Below are 21,873 nucleotides of genomic sequence, written 5' to 3'. Positions count from 1 at the left end.
AAATTCATAGAAATCCCCATTACTGCGCTGGGAAAGTTTTGTGGGGCTGCTGAATAAAAGCTGACCCCGCCAGCGGTGCGGCAACCACGGGGGAATTGCCCCTACAAATTTCATACCAGAATTCAGCAACGCCAAAGTGAGATCCTTTTCTTGGCACACTATATATACTATCCCTCGATAATTCCTGTAAATGTACGATCGCCCCTCAGTTTCAGCGCCCCGCGTCCTGTTACACTGAAATCCTGCGGTTGTGTGCGATCGGTGCGATCGGCCTTTCTGAAAAAAACATAAAATTCTGTAGCTTAGGATACATTCATTTGGTTAATGATTGTTTAAACTCTCCAAGTGTAGATTGTGTACTCTCCATAATTCTTCAAAACCCCTAAACGAGTGCGTTGTTTGCTGGACTGCGATTTATCGATCGTCGAACCGTTAAAAACCATAAGTAGTTTTGACCTGAATTCATCGGAATTGATTCGCACAAAATTTTTGAGCTGACCAGGGTGAAGATTAGCTACTAAATCTGTGCAGCGCAGGCATCTATCATGTTGACTCAAATTAGTACAGGCTCTTACCATCTATTTTCTTGCTAATAACCGAAATCCAACCGCATCTCACACTGGATTGTCACGCCCGGTGGACGGCGAAGTGATTGAGCCTCGCTCCTCCAATCTTTTAGAGCCTGCCAAAAAGGGCATTCTCCCAAAAGTTAGCTTTGACAAAAAATGTTGGGTAAATCCAAAATATTCGTCAATCGTTAAACTTTTGCTAACATCTATTTTTTCTCAACTACTCGTCCCGCAATCCCAATAAAAATAACCATGAGTGGAAACGAATCGCGCGTTCAAGCAATTTCTCAAATCGTCAACCGCAAACAGATGCCTGCCCGGCCTCCCAAGCGGCTAGAAGATATGTGGGCAACAGACGTTTTTAGTCTGAGCAAGATGCAAGAAAGTCTGCCCAAAAGTATTTTCAAATCAGTAAAAAATACCGTTCAAACCGGTCAAAAACTCGATGATTCCGTAGCTGATGTAGTTGCAGCAGCAATGAAAGATTGGGCTATTTCTAAAGGAGCCCTGTACTACGCCCACGTATTTTACCCGCTAACCAACAGCACCGCCGAAAAACACGACGGTTTCATCTCAGTACAAGGCGACGGCTCCGTCATCTCAGAATTTGCCGGCAAAGTTCTCGTACAAGGCGAACCCGATGGCTCCTCATTCCCCAACGGCGGCATTCGCTCCACCGCCGCCGCTCGCGGATATACAGCCTGGGATGTCACCAGCCCTGCTTATGTCATGGAAACAGACAACGGCATGACATTGTGCATTCCTACTGTTTTCATCTCTTGGACAGGTGAAGCCTTAGACAAGAAAACGCCGCTTTTGCGTTCCATTTCCGCAATGAACAAAGCAGCCACCCGAGTGTTAAAGCTATTAGGAAATACCGAAATTGCTCCGGTAAATTCCAGTTGCGGTTCCGAACAAGAATACTTCCTGGTAGATGCCAATTTCACCAACAACCGCCCCGATTTACTGCTAGCAGGTCGCACCCTTTTTGGCAAACCTCCTGCGAAAGGTCAGCAATTTGACGACCACTATTTTGGAGCGATTCCAGAGCGCGTTCAAGTCTTCATGCAGGAAGTAGAAGAAAGAATGTACCGGCTGGGCATTCCTGCCAAAACCCGCCACAACGAAGTAGCTCCCGGTCAGTTTGAAATTGCACCAGTTTTTGAAGCTGCAAACGTCGCCAGCGATCACCAACAATTAACCATGACAATTCTCCGCAACACTGCGAAGAAACACGGTTTTATGTGTTTGCTGCACGAGAAGCCTTTCGCCGGCATTAACGGTTCCGGCAAACACGTCAACTGGTCGGTCGGCAATGCCACCCAAGGAAACTTATTAGACCCCGGCGATACACCGCACTCGAACATACAATTTCTAGTTTTCTGCGGCGCTGTGATTCGCGGAGTTCACAAATACGGCCCGCTATTGCGCGCGGTAGTTGCTACTGCCAGCAACGACCACCGATTGGGTGCAAATGAGGCTCCACCAGCAATTATCTCTGTCTATTTGGGTTCGCAATTAGAAGATATCTTCGGGCAAATTAGCCGGGGAGAAGTTAAGGACTCTAAAGGTCGGGGAATTATGAACTTAGGTGTAGAAACACTGCCTACTTTCATGAAGGATGCTGGAGACAGAAACCGGACTTCGCCCTTTGCCTTTACTGGCAACCGATTTGAATTCCGTGCAGTAGGCTCCGGTCAGTCAGTTTCCGGGCCGCTGGTGGCGATGAATACAATTCTTGCAGATTCTTTGGACTGGATTGCTAACAAATTACAAAGCGATTTGGCTAACGGAACTGAACTGAATGCTGCCATCCAAACAATTCTCAAAGAAGTGATGGACGAGCACGGTGCGGTTGTATTTGGCGGCAACGGCTATTCGGAAGAATGGCACAAAATGGCCGTTGAGGAACGGGGTTTAGCTAACTTGCGGACTACGGCAGATGCTTTGCCCGTGTTGAAGGAAGGATACATTGAAGACTTGTTTGAAAAGACAGGTGTTCTGACTCCCGTTGAATTGGAAAGCCGTTATGACGTTTATGCAGAGCAGTATTTGCTGGCAATTGAAGTCGAAGCAAAACTGGTAACAAGCATGGCAAAAACCATCATTTACCCGGCAGCGGTGAGATATTTAGCTGAACTTTCCGGGACGATTTCTAAGTTGAAAGAGATTGGGATTGAACTGGAAAAGGAAAGTGCCGAAAAAGTAGCGGTGCTGCTTAAATCCATGATGGATACTGCGAGCAAATTGAGTGCGGCTTTGAGCAAGCACGATTTTGCTTCGACAGAAGACCATATGCAGTATGCTTCGCAAACAATTCGTCCTTTGATGGATGAGGTTCGCCAGTATGCGGATGCTCTGGAGGGTGAAGTGGCTGATGATTTGTGGCCGCTGCCTACTTATCAAGAAATGCTGTTTGTTAAGTAATCGCAAATTCGGTTAATTGCAAGTTAGATTTGTAAGGACGCGGCAGTGCCGGGTCCTTACTTTTTTTTAGGTTAAATGAGTGTTACGCTGAATCTGTCAATCGATTTTAGATTTTAGATTTTAGATTTTAGATTAAAGAATTGAAGCATTGACCCCACGGATAAATTCGGGGGCTCCTTTATCGGATACAGTTTTTTTATTTCTGGACGGATGAATCCGGGGGCTTGTATCCTGGATGCTTTCGGTCAATCGATTTTAGATTTTAGATTTTAGATTTTAGATTAAAGAATTGAAGCATTGACCCCACGGATGAATCCGGGGGCTTGTATCCTGGATGCTTTCGGTCAGAGTCATTAAATGCCAGCTAGAGTAAGAGTTGTGAAGATTTTTGAGAGACCATTCAACAAATTTATCAGAGTAGAAAAAGTAATCTTGCTGCGACAAGCTATTATGCAAATTCAATCTCTTTTCAAACAAATGACTCTGGCGGCTCTAGCTCTATTTTTTGCGCTCAGTTGCAGTCGATCGACTCCGAACATAGACTCTTCCCCTGAAGCAAGCACCTCTAGCACCTTTAGAGTGGCGTTGGTCACGACAGGACCTAAAGATAACAACAGTTGGGATCAAGCTTGCTTTGAAGGATTGAATCTCATCAAAGATAAATTTAATGCTCAGGTAGACTTTACTGGCAGTATTGACGGTGAACATAGTGAAGCTGCCATTCGCAAATATGCCCAGTCAGGCTATGACCTGGTAATTGCAGCCAGTGGTGCCTATCCCAAAGCTGCCGAAAAGGTCGCTAAAGAATTTCCGCGAACGAAATTTGCCCTGGTTACAACGCATCCAGGGAATAACAGAAATTTGGGGGCTGTTGCCTTTCGCTCGGGTGAGGTGGGGTACCTCACAGGCGCTTTGGCTGCCATGAAGACCAAAAGCAATAAAGTTGGCTATCTTGTGGGTGCACCTTATCCGGTTTATAAAGAAGAAGAAGCTTTGTTTAGGCGGGGAGTGAAGGCAACGAATCCCTCTGTCCAAGCCTCGACGGCTTTTCTCAACACTTGGAGCGATACGGACAAAGCCACCAAAGTCGCAACGGATATGGTTGCCTCTGGAGTAGATGTTTTGGCAATCAACGCGGATGAGGCAGGGTTAGCGGCGCTAAAAGCCGTTACGCAAAAGCCAGGAGTCTTTGTGATTGGTTGGGCAAAGGATCAGTACGAACTGGCTCCCGGCAAAGTCCTAACTAGCGTTCTGCAGGACATTCCCAATCTGGTGCTAAATGCGGCCGTGTTAACCCAGGAAGGTCGCTGGGAAGGAAAACTTTACAAGTTTGGGCTCAAGGAAAAAATCTACGACTTTGCCCCTTTCCGTGGCACTCTCACGTCTCAGGAAGAGGAAACTTTCAAGACCGTTCGAGAAGCTGTGACGACTGGCAAAATTAATGTTTCTCCTTAGTGTGCCGATGAATTGATTTACCGTTATTTGTCCTAAGTCTGATGAACAATCAACGCAACGATCGCGTTCTGCCCATTGCCAGAAGCTCCCGTTCTCATCCCTGGCAACGCTTCTTATCTATTGCAAATCAACTCCGCTATGGTTTGATATTTTTGGTTCTCCTGAGCTTGCTGCCCACTGGTGGCTGGCTGATCTACCTCAGCTTTCAGGCGCAGATCCAGCAATCGCGATCGCTCCAACAAGAGCGCAGTCAGACAGCAGCAGGGCAGATTGATGATTATCTAGATGACTTGAAACAAAAACTGAGCTATTTAGCTAGGGTCAAAGGACTCACCAACTTTCAACCTCAAGTGCAGCAGAGCCTGTTGGAAGGGTTGACTCGTCATAATGATGCTTATGAAGCAGTTGCCATTTTGAACCGGAAGGGACAAGTTATCGCGTCAGTTTCACCCTACGAACCGCTCAAGTTAGAAAATCTAGCCAATTCGCCACTGTTTATTCGTGCCTTCAAACAACAGGAAGATTATGTGAGTCCTGTAGAAATTAATCCTCAAACTCACCAACCAAGCACAATACTGGTGGTTCCGATTCGGAATGAGCGAGATGAGGTGGATGGGGTGCTATTAGCGCAGGTAAATCTCAACTTTCTCTGGTTTGTTGTTTCCCAAACAAAGGTTGGCAAAACGGGTTATATCTATGTAGTCGATGAGCGTAATTTTCTGATTGCTCAAAAGGGTAGTAAGCCAGAAACTTTTCAATTTCAAGATATTTCTCAGCGCCCTTTCTTTCAATTTTTGAAAGCATCCGAAGATACTAAGCACCTTAATGTTTATCGGGGTCTAAAACAAGTAGAAGTAATGGGAGCCAGTACCTTAATTCGGAGCGTGAATTGGAAGGTGGTTGTAGAACTGCCAACGGCTGAGGCGTATGCTCCCGTTTACCAAATGCTCTCAATTATGGAAGGCTCATTGGCGGTGGTGACGGTCGTCGCTGTTGGCATTGGGTATGTATTTATTCGGCAAATTGTGGTGCCGCTCCAGCGCTTAACCGCGGCAGCTACTGAACTCAGTGCGGGGCAATTAGAGACGCGGGTCAACATCCACAGCCAAAACGAATTGGGGACATTGGCGATCGCATTTAACAACATGGCAACCCAGTTAGAGGAGCTGATTAAAGCAGTTGAAGTGGAACGCAATTTCGTTTCAGCCATTCTTGAAATTGCAGGTGCCCTGGTGGTTGTACTCGACCCGCAGGGACAAATCGTTCGCTTTAACCGAGCTTGCGAACAAATGACTCATTACTCGTTTAGTGAAGTGAAGGGGCGCTACATTTGGGACTTGTTCCAGAACTCAGACTTAGCTGGACAAGCCAAAACTGGTTTTGAGTCTTTAAAAGCTGGTAAATTTCCCCAGCAGTATGAAGGCAGTTGGTTGAGCAAAGATGAACAACTCAGACTGATTGCCTGGTCAGATACTGCTTTAGTGGATGATCGGGGTGAAATTGAGTACATCATCAAAACAGGGATTGACATTACTCAACGGAAACAGGCAGAAGAAGAACTCAAAGCCTCGGAACAGCGACTATCTTTTATATTCCGCAAAACTTCACTGGCAGTTGTGGAATGGGATTTAAACTTTAAAGTCACTACCTGGAATCCAGCGGCAGAGCAGATTTTTGGTTACACGGCTACAGAAGCGATCGGACACCATCCCGCAGAATTAATTGTGCCTGCATCTGCCAGAGAGCTCGTCGATCGAGTTATGAACGATTTGGTGATGCAGGGCCAAGGAAGCTACAGCGTCAACGAAAATATTACGAGAAACGGCAAAATCATTATTTGCGAATGGTTCAATACGCCTTTAGTAGGAGATGGTGGAAATATTGTTGGAGTTGCATCTTTGGCACTGGATATTACTGAGCGCAAGCAAGCCGAAGCTGCTTTAAGGCAAGCAAAAGAGGAAGCTGAGGTTGCACTCAAAACCTTACAGCAAACTCAGGCACAGCTTATTCAGGCAGAGAAAATGTCAGGTTTGGGGCAACTGGTGGCTGGTGTTGCTCACGAAATTAATAATCCAGTCAACTTTATCTATGGCAACCTGAGCCATACTGCCGACTACACGCAAAATTTACTAAAGTTGATTCAGCTTTACCAGCAAACCTATCCAACTAATACCCAAATTGAGGAAAAAATTGAAGAGTTCGAGCTGGACTTCATTAGTGAAGATTTGCCCAAAATTCTGAGTTCAATGAAGGTAGGAGCCGATCGCATTCGTCAAATTGTCCTGTCGCTGCGAAACTTTTCGCGGCTGGATGAGGCAGAAAAGAAGCCAGTTGATATCCACGAGGGAATTGAGAGCACATTGATGATTTTGCAAAATCGACTGAAGGCAAATCCGGGTCATCCTGCTATTGAAATTGTCAAAGAGTACGGCGACTTACCGCGAGTAGAGTGCTATGCCGGACAGTTGAACCAAGTCTTTATGAATATTCTGGCAAATGCGATCGATGCTTTAGAAAACTACGACAATCAGCGTGCTCCAAAAGACATCCAACAGAATCCCAGTCGCATCACTATTCGGACTAAGCTAGTCACAAACGAAACTCAGCCCGGTCATTGTAAAAACGCGGTGATTCAAATTCAAGACAATGGACCTGGAATTACGGAAACTGTTAGACAACAGGTGTTCAATCCCTTCTTCACCACAAAACCAACTGGTAAAGGAACTGGATTAGGGCTATCCATCAGCTATCAAATTGTAGTTGACAAGCACGGTGGCTTACTCCAGTGCTTTTCTCAACCCCATCAAGGAACAGAGTTCCGTATTGAAATTCCTGTGTTACAAAGCGGTGCTGTAGCAATTGTTGGTAAATAACTGCGATCGCATTCATATATATAGCAATCCTACATGAGTAGTAAATTTTTTACCCCACCCCAACCCTCCCCTTAGTAAGGGGAGGGAGTAAGAAATTCACAAATGATTTAGGATGGCTATAGCGTTTCTGATAATAGACACCTATGAAGCTAGCTACAAATCGCACTGCGATAGTTTATCGAACAGGTTTCGTGAAGGTTTTATGAACGGCATTGTGGGTTTTGAGAGGACTGTTACTCGGTGGGAAGGCAACTATAAGCTCAGTCAAAACCGCAGCCTGGTCGATCGACAAAATATGTCAAACGCACTGCGAGAAAGTTTAGATGCGGCTGGTGGTGCCGTTGGTGTGGAAATGCAACATAACCTGGAGGCGAATGAGTAGCAATGGAGACGATCGCCGGAAAGTGGTTCAATACCAGCCGATCGCCCCCAACCACCTTAAAACAGACTTAATATCACCCGCTAATCACCGTTTTCTCGCTAGAAGGTTCCCCGCTAGCTGGAGGCTCTACCGTATCGCCAAAGGCAATCCGCAGAAATGGCGGAGCCAAAAAAGTCGTCAGAATCACCATGATAATAATCGAGACTTCTAACGGTTTATCCAAAACCCCACTCGCGGAACCGATGCCGGCAAACACTAACCCGACTTCGCCCCGAGGAATCATCCCCACTCCGATCGCCAATCGATTGATTCCCGGCAGACCAAACACCACCCAACCGGTCACTAGCTTGCCCAAAATCGCAACCACAATCAAAAATACGGCAATCAAAAGACCAGCCCGATTATCTGGCACTGTTGGGTTCAAAACCCCCAAATCCGCCCGAGCTCCCACCGCTACAAAGAAGATGGGTACAACCATATCGGCGATGGGTTTCACCAATTCATCCAACTCATTGCGCGCATCGCTTTCATCTAAAACCAAGCCCGCAGCAAAGGCACCCAAAATCGCTTCGAGATGAATTGCATTGGCCAGAAACGCCATGAACAAGGCATAAATAAAGGCGGGAATCACAATATTGCCGCGAGTTTTGAGCTTCTCCACCACCGCAGTGAAGCTGTCGTTAAAGATGCCGCCCAACAGAATCGAACCCAGTAGAAAGACACTTGCACTGACAATCAAATAAATGACATTAACAACATCAATCTCACCGGTTTTCGCTAAACTCGCGACAACAGCCAAGACAATAATTCCCAGCACATCATCAATCACCGCCGCACCGACAATGATTTGACCTTCTTTAGATTTCAGCCGTCCTAATTCCGACAAAACTTTCGACGTAATTCCGATGCTAGTTGCCGTCAAAGCAGCCCCCGCAAAAATCGCCGGAATTGCCGCCGTGTGGAAAATAATCATCAAGCCCGCAGTACCGGCGGCAAAGGGAACTGCCACGCCGACACAAGCGACAACGACGGCTTGAACCCCCACTTCTTTTAGTTGTCTGAGATCCGACTCCAAACCAATTTCAAACAGCAGAACAATCACGCCTAATTCAGCCAGCACTGAAATGACTTCACTCTGCGATTCAAACACACTGGTGAGGGCGGCAGGAGACAGATGATTAATCGATTGCACAACTGTCATAATCCCTGAGTTGGATGCTGACAGCCCGCTTTCGGGAAAAACGACCAGGTGTAAAGCAGATACGCCAACAATTACTCCTGCTACAAGTTCACCCAGAACCGGCGGAAAATCAAATTTTATAGCCGCTTCCGCGCCTAATTTACTGGCGAGGTAAATCACTACTAAAGTGAGCAAAACTCCGCTGAGGACGATCGGCGCATTTTCTGCCTCGACTGTTGCTAACAAAGGTATGGGAGCAACTAGGGATGCCATCCCAGAACTTAAAGCTGTAATTGTATGGTTCAAAAACATGGGTAGGATGATGGTAAGAAAGACGATTCTACGCTGACTGTTGACTGTTGACTGTTGACTGTGAGTCGGAAAATTGATAACTGTTAGATATTGGGTAGCCAGTTAACTCGACATGACTATCAAGCAAAGCTTGAAGAACCCAAATCTGGCGGTACATCCTGCCACCGCCCTTGTCCGACTGCTTGAATTGCTTCTTTTAGCAAGATATCGCCTGTATAAATTGCCCTACCGACGATCGCACTTTTGACACCAATTGGTTCCAAAGCCAGCAAACTTAACAAATCTGCGATCGAACTAACGCCACCGGAAGCAATCACCGGAATCGAAATAGCGTTAGCAATTTCGCGCAAAGATTCCAAATTCGGCCCTTCCATAGTACCGTCGCGGTGAATGTCGGTGTAAATAATTTCAGCCGCGCCTAACTCGGCCATTTGTTGCGCCAATTCTGTTGCTAAAACTTCCGAAGTTTCTAGCCAGCCTCTAGTAGCAACTTTGCCATTTCTGGCATCGATGCCAACCAGAATTTGGCCGTGAAATTCGGCGGACAATTCGCCGACTAATTGCGGTTGTTCGACGGCGACAGTGCCGAGAATGACGCGCCGGACGCCTAAATTGAGGATAGCAGCAACAGAAGCGCGAGCGCGCATTCCGCCACCTACTTGACAGGGAACGTCTACGGATCGGACGATCGCTTCAATGGCTGCTTGGTTGACTGGATGACCTGCTTTAGCGCCGTCGAGGTCTACTAAATGCAGCATGGTTGCGCCTTCATTTACCCACTCTCTGGCGACTGCGACGGGGTTGTCGTTAAAAGTTTGAGACTTCGCGTAGTCTCCCTGATACAATCTGACGCATTTTCCATCCAATAAGTCGATCGCTGGAATTACATTCATAATTTTTCCTCAAATTGGTAATTATACCAGCTAAAAAAAAGAATGCAACTTTAGGCAAGATCCCAACCCATACATAATCATTCATTCTAAAATCTAAAATCTAAAATCTAAAATGGTATTATCCATTACCATTTATTCTTGACATTCGCAACCGCTATTTAAATGAAACATAATGGCAGAAGACAGCGTTGACCATAAAGGAGTATTGACATCGGCTTTTTGCAAAGCTTCGGCCGTCCAGTCGTTGCAAGTTCTTAAAATATAGTAACTGCCTTTTGCTTCATAAAAACTGTCGCTGTTACCATAGCCGTAGCTAATTTTCATTTTCTTGCCTGCTGCATCTAATTGGAATGAATTTTTAATAAAATTTACCAGCATCAGATAATTTTTTCCACTATTTTTAACACATTTGGTTTCAATATTTAGGGGGAGAACCCGATAACCTTGAACGTGTAGGGTAGACCGAGTAGGGAGAAATAGCGCCTTGAAAGCTGTAACTGGGTTGATACTTTCTGATGTGGGAGTTTCCAGCATAAAAGCTCGATCTCCCCAGCCAAAAGACAAATATTTATAATCAGAAGTGGCATCCCGCCCTATTTCTGTTAGCGGTAAAAATTGATTCCAGTCAAAATATTCATTTTTAACGGGAACAATGATTTCGGTGTGGATGCCTTCGTTAGAAATGTATAGAGAGATTGTGCAATCTGCTTGCGAGTAATTTCCCCACTTTCTGGGGGTTAGATAGCCAATTGTTAGGAAAGCGCTCAAAGATAAGATGACAATTCCTAAGCGCTGTATGCTTTTTCTCATTTTAACCGTAGGTTTCAAATTGTGCCTTCGGATGGCGGGCGCTGCATTTTTGTGGGAAAGAATTCTTGCAATGCCGAATTGCGCTGTTCGGGGGTTTCGTTAGCCCAATTAGACAAACTTTCGTAGAAAAAGAACGACACGCCAGCGAAATCTCTTTTTCGCACTTCTTGCACTTGTTCTTGAATTTGTTTGAGGGGCACGGAATTATTTTTAAGACCAGTTAAAATGCCGATCGCAGTTGGAATGTTAAGTTTAGCAAGTTTAACTTCTTCCCGTTCCAGTTCGGCACTAAAACGCTTGATATCGCTCCGATAAACTTGCAACACAATTTCTTGGATATAGCCGCGTCTTTCCCAGGTAAACCAGTCCTGCAAGTGGGCGGGTAAAGAAAAGTGAAAAGGGTTGGGAGATAAGCTGACAATACATTTTTCTTTGCGGGATTTGATGGCGCGGGAAACTCGCCCCACGAAGTCGTTGATTTTGTCAGCGCGCCAGCGCACCCAGAAGGTTTCGCGGGCGTCGTCGGAGGGAGGGCTTTTGATTTGTTCCTGATACATTGACACTGTTAACGGCTCGTAGCCAAATTCTACTGGCAAGCCGAAATGGTCGTCAAATTGAATGCCATCTATATCATAATTATCGACAATTTCTAGGATTAAATTTAAGATAAATTGCTGGACTTCGGGATGAAAGGGATTCAGCCAAACTCGATCGTGTTGACCTTCTTTCCAAATAGTTGAACCGTCGCGCCGGTGCGCCAGCCAGTCGGGGTGAAGTGTGGCTAATTCTGATTCGGCGGGAGCCATAAAACCAAACTCAAACCAGGGGATTACTGCTATACCTTTTTGGCGGGATTGTGCTATAATTTCTTTGAGGATGTCTCGGTCTTTCAATCCGGGCGATGGGTCGATCGACTGTCCGAATACTCGTTGGGCTGCAGCGCTCGGATAAAGCGTATAGCCTCCTTGCCACACAGTGGGATAGATAGTATTAAAATTGAGTTTGTCCAGTCGATTTACAGCGTCAATGATGTTGTTGCGGGAGAAAATAACGTCGCTGTCAATGTTCGTCAGCCAGACGCCGCGCAATTCGGTTGTTGGGGTTTTGGGCGGGGTTTGAGCCAAGAGACGGGGCGATAAAATCGCGGAGTAGGTAAGGGCGATCGCAAAAACAAGAGTTAAGACCAAACCTCGCCGCCACCCGTACAATTTAAACATTCAACCTTCCTTGCTTTGTTTGTGCTGCCCCCAGAAGAGATGATGAGGACAATAAAAGATCATATCAAACAAAGCTGAATTTACCCATTTAAAGAAAGCTATGAATCCTCAACCATTATCTTTCATTCCAAAAATTTTCTTAAATATCCAATCCATCAACCCCGGAAACAAACGATAACTTGCCTGCGACACATTTGCCGAACCAACCATTATCTCAGAGTGCGGGTGTTTAACCGCCTGCCAAATAGCTTTTGCTACATCTTCAGGATTTTCTAACAGCGGACTTTCGATCGCCTTTTTTACTAAATCCTGTCGCTGCTGCACTTCTTGCCTGTCTTTCCCTAAAAAGATAGCTCTTTCCATCAAGTCAGTCTTGATAAAATTGGGATGCACGCCGCAAACTCGAATCCCTTTATCCGATAATTCCGCGTGCAATCCTTCCGTCAATCCAGTAACAGCATATTTGCTAGTAGTGTAAGGAACTTGATAAGCGATCGGGATCTTGCCCCCGATCGAACCCACATTGACAATTGTACCGCTGCCCCGAGCCAAAAAATGCGGCAGCAGCGCGTGAATTGTGTGGATGTATCCCCACAAATTTGTATCGATAATCTGGTGCCAATCCTCTAACGAATATTGCTCTACTTGCCCCAAGCTGTAGATGCCCGCATTGTTAATTAGCACGTCAATACTGCCGCAGGAAGCCAGCGCGGCGCGCACCAGTGAATTTACTTGTTCGGCATCTCTAACATCAGCAGGAATAGCCCAAGCATTTCTCCCGAGCGCTTTTACCTGTTGAGCCAAAGCTTCCAGGCGATCGCTCTGGCGCGCCGCCAGCACAACATCATAACCTTTGCTAGCAAACAAAAGAGTTGTTGCTTTGCCGATGCCTTGAGAAGCACCTGTAATTAGTACCGTCTCAGCCATATTTTTAATTACTTTGATTGGGAAAGTAGGACTTCTGGACTGTCATCAATTGACAGCAAAAATTGAATCAAATCATTTTGCTCTTGGGCAGTATAACCCGCTTTTTCATCTGCCCAGTATTCGTGTCCGCTGCCGTCAACATTTGTCGCTTGCAAATCCGAATTAGCGCGGTTAGCGGCAATTGCTTTTTCCCGCCAGTTCCTGTCAACCAAAACCCGCAAGCTAGCAGCCGGGTCGGGTTTAATATTCTGCATTAACGTGCCTGCCATTCCGAGTTGGTCTGGCTCCGTACCCGCCGCCACACCTCCATCGTGCAAATAAGGTGCGGTTAAATAAAGTCCGATTAAACTCGGTACTTTGTAACCTCCCGCCGGATTGTTCGCTGCATAAGCTAACTGCTGCAATGGTTTTGGCGTGATATTTGTAGGAACATCTAAGACAGGTGCATCGGACGAAACCGGCACAGTTTCGCTGTTAGCATAAGTTTGAGGCGAGGTAAAAATTAAGGGGAACTTTGCCAGTGCTTTTGCCCGAGAAGGTTGAGATTTTATTTCCTGTTCGCGGACAACATCGTGATTAGTAAAATAGCGCCCGCTGTGGCAATCTATGCAACCAGCTCCTGCAAAAACCTCCGCACCTCGCCGTAAAGATTCCACATCATTTGCCGGCTGATTTGGAGGCGGTGCAAGCGTGTTTTGCCAAGCCGACATTCCGTTGAGTTGCGCCGCAACTGGCAGTCCCGGCGTGCTTGCCATCAATCCGTCTAACATAAAAATAGAACCCTTCGGATAACCGGGCATTTTGGTAGTTCGATTTATCCCCGGTTCCCCCGGTGTCGGGTCAATTTTGTCGAAAAATTCTGAGGGTTTGGCACCTTCTGGCAAGCGGAATGATGGATTAGCTGCATTTTGCAGAAGCGTGCCGAGATATGTTTCTTTATCAATGCCTGTTAGCGGCAAACTGGAATCTGCACCCGTGGTAGCATCCGAGTTAGTAGCGTGGACGTTGTTGTTGAGGGTTGTCAATCCGTGAAACCAGCCGACAGAAGCAAATCCGCTCCAACCGTAAGGCCAGTTTTCAAAGGTATAAGACGAGGGAATTTGGGAGGGATTGTTAACGACATCGCCTGTTGAATCGAAGTTCCCCGGCGGCCATGCTAACAGTTGTGCGTCAACTGCATCTTCTAGTGCTTTTGCATCTGGCAAATATGCTGTCTCTCCGCTAGCGTTAATATATGTATGTTTTCCTGGTGAAATTTGAGTTGGATTAACCCCTGTTTGGCGAAACATGGCGGCTGAATTGGTGCCGAATGCTAACAGCAAACCTGTGTTAACATCGTTGTTGGGCGCGCCTTCTAAAATGCGGCCGCTGCTATCTACAGTTGCGTGGCACAAAGCGCAAGTAATGCCAACTCTCAGCTTACCTTCTTTGATGCTGGTACGCATTCCTAAGGGAAGAATTGAGCCTTTTGGGATGTCCAATCCCGTGTTGAGAAATGTGCCGGCTTTGAAGAGTTTGCCGCCAATTTCTACATCTTCGTCTAATGGTATTTGCAAATTAGTTGTCGGCTTGCCTCCCAGCCGCGCGATCGCCTTCCCCAAACTCACGGAATTGATCGGGCCGTCTAGCGCGCCGGCTACATCGCTTTGAAAGTATTCGCCGCCAAATGTTTCGGTATAAAATGCCTTGCGACCGAGTTTTAATAAATCTTCAGTAATAGCAACAGCGCCATTTTCTGGAGACAATTCTTCTTCTCCTTCTGGTGTTTGACGCAAACTTTCTGCCTCTTCTTTAGTAATTACAAAGCCTAACCGATCGTAGGAGCCTATTTCTTGTTGTGTCGGCTGTGTGGCGGGCGTGTAAGTTTTAGAAAGTTTTGGCGTTCCTGTTAAGGTGATTTCTATTTTGTAGGCGGCAAAAGTTATAACTGCAATTATCAATAGGAAGATGAGGCCGCGGCGCCATATCTTCGGCTCTAACAAGTTTGCTGTCAGCATATTAATATTACTTTAAGCGCTCTTTAAGCGCCTGATACACTCTGCAACGATTTTAAGATTTTAAGAAACACAGCGTATAAATACCTCTTTCTGTGGGCAAGTTATGGCCGATCGCTCCCTCTGCCTTCAGGAATAAGAAAATGTTAATTATGGTGTTGTAACAAATAATAATTTTTAATAAAATGCGGCTGTGCTCGATCGCCCCCATTCCTCCCACCGCCTTTGCTAACGCGCTTGTTGGGGGTTTCCCGGGGGCTGGGATCGAGTGGGGCGATCGGGTTTTAAGAGTAACCTTGCAGTTTCATCACTTGGCGGTAGTGCGCTTCAATCTCGCTCACCGTTTGCGATTGACGCTTGCTATTTCACTCGCTGCGATCGAATAATTCCCGCCTCAAAGCATCAACATCGATCGTTTTCACCTTACCTTCTGCGACAATTTGCTTGCCGTTTACCCAAACGCTGTCTACCGCATTAGCCGGGCGTCCCAATATTAGCAAGCCAATCGGATAGGTGCGCGGCAGCAATGATAAACTGGTTAAATCATACAGCACAAAATCTGCTTTTTTACCCACTGTCAGCGAACCCATTTCATCGGCGAGATTCAAGCCTTTTGCTCCTCCCAGGGATGCCATTTCTACAGACTGGCGCGGTGTAATCCATTGGCGGTAATCCAAATCCGCGATATTGTGCAAAATCGAACCAATTTTAATCGCTTCCAGCAAATCTTGAGAGTCATTGCTAGCAGCGCCGTCGCAGCTAAAATATACGTTTACTCCCGCTTGACGGTATTTCAAAATCGGTGCAATCCCGCTTCCTAACCGCAAATTGCTGAGGGGATTGTATACGGCTGTCTCTCCAGTTTCTGCCATAATCGCAATGTCGGAATCGTCCAGCCAAACGCAGTGCGCTAAGGAAGTTATGGGGCTCAAACAACCAATTATTCGATCGCACTTATGCAATGATCCACCACTTGCACGTCTGCGGTTTCATCACTTCTCTCGACCGGAATTAAAGCATTTTGAATTGTAAAGCTCACATATTTACCCTTTTTGTAAATTTACATTGATTTTTATTTTATGATTGTAGAACACGAATATTTGTGATTTCCCAACAGTAATAAACTTAATAAATTCTCAAAATTATCAAAAAGTAACCCCTGCTACTTAATTATAGTAAAGATTTAAGATATCACAAGTTAGTAACAATCAAATTGTTATAAACTTGAAATTGTTTTTGACTCAAAATTCCTATGAATCCTGATTCTCTCCGCACCTTGGGCGTGCCACCGAATGCTTGGAAAGTTGATGCCAAAATTGCCGATATCACCCGATCGCCGATCGCACCTCAACTTGTTACCCTGGGAACAGAAACTAAAACCCTGCGTTTGGACTTAGCCAAAGCAGCAATGTTGGTGATAGATATGCAAAATGATTTTTGTCACCCCGACGGTTGGCTAGCGCATATTGGCGTAGATGTAACGCCCGCCCGAACTCCAATTAATCCTTTAATAAATTTGCTGCCAAAATTGCGATCGCACGCAATGCCAATTATTTGGATAAACTGGGGAAACCGCCCCGATTTGCTCAATATTAGTGCAGCTTCCCGTCACGTTTACAATCCCACAGGCGACGGCGTAGGTTTGGGAGATCCGCTGCCAAAAAACCGCGCACCTGTACTGATGGCAGGGAGTTGGGCGGCGCAGGTTGTCGATGAATTGGAACCAAAACCCGAGGATATTTGTGTGGACAAATATCGGATGAGTGGCTTTTGGGATACTCCTTTAGATAGTATCTTGCGGAACCTCGGCAGAACTACACTTTTCTTCGGAGGAGTAAACGCCGATCAGTGCGTCATGGCTACCCTGCAAGATGCTAATTTCCTCGGTTACGACTGTATTTTAGTCAAAGATTGTACAGCTACGACATCTCCCGAGTATTGCTGGCAAGCTACTCTTTATAACGTTAAACAATGTTTTGGTTTTTTGTCGGATTCTCAGGCTATGTTAGAAGCAATTAAATAGCAGTCATCAGGGGGAGTATCCTTCTGGAGTGTAAAAAGCGTTTTTTAGGAGTGCGAGATTCCCGCACAGCAAAGCCTATATATATCGCTTCCTGCTCTGACAGCGAACTCTCCTGTGAAATTAATAAACTTTGGAGGTTGAGCGGCGGACTAATGACTCTGGATTCTCACTAATGACAGCAGAAACATAACCACTGACAACTAACAATAAAAAAATGACAAACCAGTGCGTGATTCCTGTTATAAAGTCTCCGAAAGACTACCAAGCATTTCGCATCAGTCCGGGCGATACTAATCGATTAGCGATCGTCTTCGATCCGGTAACAGCTAATGTGTCATTAACTGTTTGCGTGGAGATTTTCGATGCGGGCGGTAAAACTCCTCCCAACCGCCATCAATTCGCAGTAGAAATGTTTTTTGTACTCAAAGGAACAGGGCAAGCAACCTGCGACGGCAAAACAGTTAGTATTCAACCGGGATATAGTTTGTTAGTGCCTCCAACAGGCACTCACCTAATTGAGAATACGGGCAGTGGACGTTTGTACACTTTGTGCATCATGGTGCCGAATGAAAATTTTGTGGAACTAATTCGCAGCGGTACACCAGTCGAACTCGATGAGGAAGATATGAGAGTTCTCGGGCGATCGGATGTACTCGTATCGTGCTAGTTTTGTAGTAAGGACTTTAGTGTTTTAATCTTCTAGGCTCTGCCTGGAAAAGCAGACCCCCGACTGCTTAAGCAAGTCGGGGATCTAACAAAATACTGTTTTACGTTAAAATTATTCAATTATGAGCGTTATATTTCACATTGCTAAAAGCCAACAGTGGCAAGAAGCAAAATACCTTCAATCCTATCGCGGCGATACCCTAGACTCTGAAGGATTCATCCACTGTTCGACACTCCCGCAAGTTACTAGAAGTGCCAACAAATTTTTTGTCGGACAAACAGGATTGCTTTTGCTGTGGATTGACTCTGGAAAAGTGCAAGCAGAAATTAAGTATGAATCTGCCGCCGGAGATCTTTATCCGCATATTTACGGACCGCTGAACGTTGATGCTGTGTTGAAAGTTTTTGAGTTTGAAGCGGGTGCAGATGGCAAGTTTGAATTGCCGGAAGAATTAAGAGATATTGTTTGATATTCAGATTTTTGACCATTGTCAATTAACTTTTGAGGGCGGGCTAGAATCCCGCGCCACGGGAAAGTTGAATTTTGTGGAACGGGCATCTTGCCCGTTCTTCTTTGTGCAATATATCAATTTAAACTTACTGATTAACTAACTCTGCCACCAATTTTAGCGCATCTTCGCGAGTCGCAATTCTCCCCTCCACCCGCGCTAATTGAATCTTCATCAACAATTGACCTATGCGCGGGCTTCTGGGCAAATTCAAATATTCCATTAAATCATTGCCGCTAACTAATTGTGTGGGATGAGCAATAATATCATCCTTATCGAGATAGCGATTAATTAAGATTGAAATCTCATCAACTGCAACTCCCGCAGCCACCGCCAAAACCGCTAAAACTGGAAATATTATTCCCAGATCCCGAAACAAAAAATACTGTTCTCGCAAAGACATTTCCGCGATTGGTTTTGCTTGCAATTGTGGCAAGTATTTCAAAAGCCCGATCGCACTTTTAATCTCCACATTGCTGTACTTCAACCGCAGCAACTCGGTTTCAGCAATTGTCGGGTCGGAATCTGCCAAAACAGCCAACTTCGCAACCGCCAACAACGGCGTTTTAATCGTATCTCGAATCTGACGCCCGAATTCCTTCCCTAATTCCGGGTAAATTGCTGCTAATTTGTCAGCACACAAATCAATTTTTGTCAAAATATCGAAACGGTCGATCGCACTTTCAAACCAAATCGAAAACAAACCATCTTCGCAACCGCGACAAATCCAAGGAACACCCTCTGGATTGATCAACAAATAACCTAATTCCGTCCGCACCCGTTCCACCGCTACCCGACTCAATAGCGGCGCTAATTCCCGAATCGCCGATTGAGTTTCAGCTTCGATCGCAAAACCCAACTGCGCCGCTTGGCGGTAAGCTCTTAATAACCTCAGCGGATCGTCCTCCAAATTTGACCGCGAAACCATCCGCAGCAAACCCAACCGCAAATCAGTTTGACCGTCCAAAGGATCGATGATTTCTCCTGTAAAAGGATTGCAGGCGATCGCATTTATCCGAAAATCCCGGCGCAGCAAATCCCCCTCCAGACTCCCCCCTTCCGCTTGCGCCAAATCCACCGTACCGCCCGCAAACACCACCCGCGCAATTTGGCGTTCCGCATCCAACAAGACAAATCCACCATTCGTGCGATCGGCAATTTTTCGAGCAGTCTTCACGGCCCGTGTTAGCATGACAAAATCCAAATCAAAATAGTGCGATCGCCTCCCCAGCAGCGCATCCCGCACCGCACCGCCCACCAGATAAGCAGGCGGTGTCAGCAGTTTCAAATCAAACGGCCAAGTATCAGGAGATAATGAACAGGGCAAATTAATCGGCATCGCAACAAAAATCTACAAACTTACAAACAATTAAACTCTTGCTACGCTAGATTAACAGAAAGCTCAAATTTCACCAATCTTTTTGAAATGCACAGAGGATATCAAGAATGTGTATTTGTATTAACTGCCACTATGTAGACCGCTGCTTCACCTACCACGCCGTAGAAGAACAGCACGAACAGCTTCACCTCACCGAAACACCCGATTTCGACCCCGTAGAACCCACCATCAACGTCAACATCCGCCCCCGCCAAGACGAAATTGAAATGGAATGGGATGTAGTCGGGTGTCAGAGTTTCAAGCAAGAGACCGGCAAATGGGCAAAATTGCGGCCAGGCGAACTCGTCCCGACTTAAGGAAGAAGGAAGAAGGAAGAAGGAAGAAGGAAGAAGGAAGAAGGAAGAAGAAAAAAATAAAACGTTCTCCTTTTCTTGTTTCTTCTTTTTACCCAATTTTTAATTTTCCCTTTCCAATATTCAATTCCCAATTTTCAATTTTAAATTCCCGATGCCCAATTCCCAATTCCCCATTCCCCATTCCCAATTACAAATCTAAAATCTAAAATCTAAAATCTAAAATCCAATGTGCTATTGCTTAAACCCAACTTGTCAGAATCCGCAAAACCAAGGGGATGCAGAATTGTGCCAAAGTTGCGGCTCAAAATTGTTGTTAACTCTAGACTCAGAAACGCCCTCAGCATCTCGCTACCGAACCGTAAAGCCGATCGGGCAAGGAGGATTTGGCCGAACATTTCTAGCAGTAGATGAAACCAAACCCCTGATTTTTTCGCAGTGCGTAATCAAGCAATTTTTGCAGCAAAATACCGCAGCCGAAAAAGCCGCTCAACTATTTCACCAAGAAGCAGCCCAGCTACAAACCTTGGGCAAACATCCCCAGATTCCAGAATTAATTGCGCATTTTGAACAAGACGGGAGACAGTATTTAGTACAAGAATTTATAGACGGCAAAAACCTAGCCAGAGAATTAGAACAAAAAGGAGCATTCACCGAAACTCAAATTCGGCAAATCCTCAACGATTTATTGCCGGTGCTCCACTTCGTCCACAAATCCAAAGTCATTCACCGCGATATCAAACCAGAAAATATCATTCGCCGCCGACTATCTCCAACTCCTTTACCCGCCTTAGAAACTTCCTATCAACCCTCTCCTTTCCAAAAAGATATTGTTTTAGTAGACTTTGGTGCAGCTAAGAAAGTAACAGCAACTGGCTTGCCGCAAACAGGTACAATTATCGGCAGTGCTGCTTATACAGCCCCAGAACAATTGATGGGGAAAGCAGTTTTTGCCAGCGATATCTACAGTTTGGGCGTTACTTGCATTCACTTGCTGACTGAAATTCCTCCCTTCGATTTGTTCGACAGTGCAGAGGATTCTTGGGCTTGGCGAAATTATTTGAAGACTGCTGTTAGCGACGATTTGGGCCGCATCCTCGACACCATGCTCCAAAGTGCCACCAATCGGCGCTACAGTTCAGCATCAGCAGTCATCCGGCACTTAAACCCCAAACCGGTGTATTTAGATGCACAGCCTGTGCTAGACGCGCCGGAAACGCCCGCAGAACGGGTGGTTACACCTGCGCCCGGTGTGTCGCTTTTCACTCGCCAAGAGCAAGCCGAAATTCAGCAAGCTTTGCAAGAGGCGATCGCCCCGTACAATGTTACAATCCAAGTCACTCAAGCCAAGCAACAGCTCAATATCGTCATCAACAGAACCGAAGACAACCCCGTTTACTATCCGCACTTATCTCAAATAATTGCCACTAGACTCACAGATTTGCAGTTAAATAAAGTCGCAGCCGTGAAGCTGTTGGGAAGAGTCAACAATTCTCGCCGCCCGGAGTGGAAGCAAATATTGCAAATCGATCCCAAGATTCAATTGAGAAACAAACTCGTGCGGCTGCAACACAATCAATTACTCAAGAAAATCGCCCCGGTTGCTACCCAAGAATTTTGGCTGCCGAAGTTGAAAACTCAGGATTTTTGGATAGATGCGCTAATGTTTGCCTTAGTTTGGTTTATTTTTGGCTCTCAAATAGTCATTTTTAATTCGTGGTTTGCGCTAATAGTTTCTTCTGGTTTTATGGCGGTAAAACATCAAGTTTCCCAACACAAAGAATTTGCCAATAAAAATTTATTTGCAAGTTTAGTAGTGCTGTTTTTGATGACTGGGGGGATGGGGAATTCCAGGATTTTAAATACGGGAATATTTGGCATTCTTTTGGGTTGCTTAGTTGTGGCTTTGCCCCTGTTTTTTGTTAAGGAAAATTATCATTAATC

At 45.6% G+C, this 21,873-nt stretch carries 18 protein-coding genes; 10 read left to right on the top strand and 8 right to left on the bottom strand.

What is annotated here, in order from left to right:
- Positions 1 to 821 precede the first annotated feature (821 nt).
- From E5S67_RS03660 to E5S67_RS03645, 4 genes are all read left to right on the top strand, one after another.
- Positions 822 to 2,996, top strand: coding sequence for a glutamine synthetase III family protein (locus E5S67_RS03660; protein ID WP_172185580.1), 2,175 nt, complete (start codon positions 822 to 824; stop codon positions 2,994 to 2,996).
- A 378-nt stretch (positions 2,997 to 3,374) separates the two neighbouring features.
- Positions 3,375 to 4,451 (top strand): BMP family protein, encoded by a 1,077-nt coding sequence (locus E5S67_RS03655; protein ID WP_343045286.1) that lies wholly within the window; start codon positions 3,375 to 3,377, stop codon positions 4,449 to 4,451.
- A gap of 41 nt (positions 4,452 to 4,492) precedes the next feature.
- The gene (locus tag E5S67_RS03650) at positions 4,493 to 7,324 is read left to right on the top strand and encodes a PAS domain S-box protein (protein ID WP_172185576.1); all 2,832 of its coding nucleotides are present in this window, start codon (positions 4,493 to 4,495) and stop codon (positions 7,322 to 7,324) included.
- Positions 7,325 to 7,436: 112 nt separating this feature from the next.
- Positions 7,437 to 7,706, top strand: a complete 270-nt coding sequence (locus E5S67_RS03645; protein ID WP_172185574.1) for a hypothetical protein — start codon at positions 7,437 to 7,439, stop codon at positions 7,704 to 7,706.
- A 73-nt stretch (positions 7,707 to 7,779) separates the two neighbouring features.
- Here E5S67_RS03645 and E5S67_RS03640 read toward each other — a convergent pair whose 3' ends face one another.
- The 6 genes from E5S67_RS03640 to E5S67_RS03615 form a co-directional block, all read right to left on the bottom strand.
- Entirely contained in the window at positions 7,780 to 9,198 is a 1,419-nt protein-coding gene (locus E5S67_RS03640) for a cation:proton antiporter (protein ID WP_172185572.1), read from the bottom strand.
- Between the two features lie 119 nt (positions 9,199 to 9,317).
- Complete coding sequence (gene hisA, locus E5S67_RS03635) at positions 9,318 to 10,091, bottom strand: 1-(5-phosphoribosyl)-5-[(5-phosphoribosylamino)methylideneamino]imidazole-4-carboxamide isomerase (protein ID WP_172185570.1); 774 nt, start codon at positions 10,089 to 10,091, stop codon at positions 9,318 to 9,320.
- A gap of 132 nt (positions 10,092 to 10,223) precedes the next feature.
- Positions 10,224 to 10,901, bottom strand: coding sequence for a TIGR02117 family protein (locus E5S67_RS03630; protein ID WP_172185568.1), 678 nt, complete (start codon positions 10,899 to 10,901; stop codon positions 10,224 to 10,226).
- 14 nt (positions 10,902 to 10,915) lie between these two features.
- A complete protein-coding gene (locus E5S67_RS03625) occupies positions 10,916 to 12,118 on the bottom strand; it encodes a glycoside hydrolase family 10-like protein (protein ID WP_172185566.1) in 1,203 nt (400 codons plus the stop codon).
- 108 nt (positions 12,119 to 12,226) lie between these two features.
- Positions 12,227 to 13,045: an SDR family NAD(P)-dependent oxidoreductase gene (locus E5S67_RS03620; protein WP_172185564.1), complete on the bottom strand. Its 819-nt coding sequence runs from the start codon at positions 13,043 to 13,045 to the stop codon at positions 12,227 to 12,229.
- 8 nt (positions 13,046 to 13,053) lie between these two features.
- Positions 13,054 to 15,042, bottom strand: coding sequence for a hypothetical protein (locus tag E5S67_RS03615; protein ID WP_216670173.1), 1,989 nt, complete (start codon positions 15,040 to 15,042; stop codon positions 13,054 to 13,056).
- Positions 15,043 to 15,224: 182 nt separating this feature from the next.
- Between E5S67_RS03615 and E5S67_RS33110 the strand changes: the two genes are divergently transcribed.
- Positions 15,225 to 15,425 (top strand): hypothetical protein, encoded by a 201-nt coding sequence (locus E5S67_RS33110; RefSeq protein ID WP_246276613.1) that lies wholly within the window; start codon positions 15,225 to 15,227, stop codon positions 15,423 to 15,425.
- Here the strand turns inward: E5S67_RS33110 and E5S67_RS03610 are convergent.
- Entirely contained in the window at positions 15,405 to 15,971 is a 567-nt protein-coding gene (locus E5S67_RS03610; RefSeq protein ID WP_246276612.1) for an amidohydrolase family protein, read from the bottom strand. The two genes, E5S67_RS33110 and E5S67_RS03610, sit on opposite strands and share 21 nt — an antisense overlap.
- Positions 15,972 to 16,291: 320 nt before the next feature.
- On the opposite strand from E5S67_RS03610, the gene E5S67_RS03605 reads away from it, so the two are divergent.
- The 3 genes from E5S67_RS03605 to E5S67_RS03595 all read left to right on the top strand — a co-directional run bounded on the left by E5S67_RS03605 (position 16,292) and on the right by E5S67_RS03595 (position 18,198).
- On the top strand, positions 16,292 to 17,062 hold the full coding sequence (locus tag E5S67_RS03605; protein WP_172185562.1) for a cysteine hydrolase family protein: 771 nt from the start codon (positions 16,292 to 16,294) through the stop codon (positions 17,060 to 17,062).
- A 214-nt stretch (positions 17,063 to 17,276) separates the two neighbouring features.
- A complete protein-coding gene (locus E5S67_RS03600; RefSeq protein WP_172185560.1) occupies positions 17,277 to 17,729 on the top strand; it encodes a cupin domain-containing protein in 453 nt (150 codons plus the stop codon).
- Positions 17,730 to 17,850: 121 nt separating this feature from the next.
- Positions 17,851 to 18,198, top strand: coding sequence for a DUF952 domain-containing protein (locus E5S67_RS03595; protein ID WP_172185558.1), 348 nt, complete (start codon positions 17,851 to 17,853; stop codon positions 18,196 to 18,198).
- Between the two features lie 127 nt (positions 18,199 to 18,325).
- Here E5S67_RS03595 and E5S67_RS03590 read toward each other — a convergent pair whose 3' ends face one another.
- Positions 18,326 to 19,576 (bottom strand): CCA tRNA nucleotidyltransferase, encoded by a 1,251-nt coding sequence (locus tag E5S67_RS03590; protein WP_172185556.1) that lies wholly within the window; start codon positions 19,574 to 19,576, stop codon positions 18,326 to 18,328.
- A gap of 107 nt (positions 19,577 to 19,683) precedes the next feature.
- On the opposite strand from E5S67_RS03590, the gene E5S67_RS03585 reads away from it, so the two are divergent.
- The gene (locus tag E5S67_RS03585; protein ID WP_006632635.1) at positions 19,684 to 19,932 is read left to right on the top strand and encodes a Ycf34 family protein; all 249 of its coding nucleotides are present in this window, start codon (positions 19,684 to 19,686) and stop codon (positions 19,930 to 19,932) included.
- Between the two features lie 226 nt (positions 19,933 to 20,158).
- Entirely contained in the window at positions 20,159 to 21,871 is a 1,713-nt protein-coding gene (locus tag E5S67_RS03580; RefSeq protein WP_172185554.1) for a serine/threonine-protein kinase, read from the top strand.
- Positions 21,872 to 21,873 lie beyond the last annotated feature (2 nt).

Origin of the sequence: Microcoleus asticus IPMA8 (assembly GCF_013179805.1) — a bacterium.
GTDB lineage: Bacteria > Cyanobacteriota > Cyanobacteriia > Cyanobacteriales > Microcoleaceae > Microcoleus > Microcoleus asticus.
Note: the sequence above shows the minus strand (reverse complement) of the source record. Positions and strands in the feature narration are given on the sequence as shown.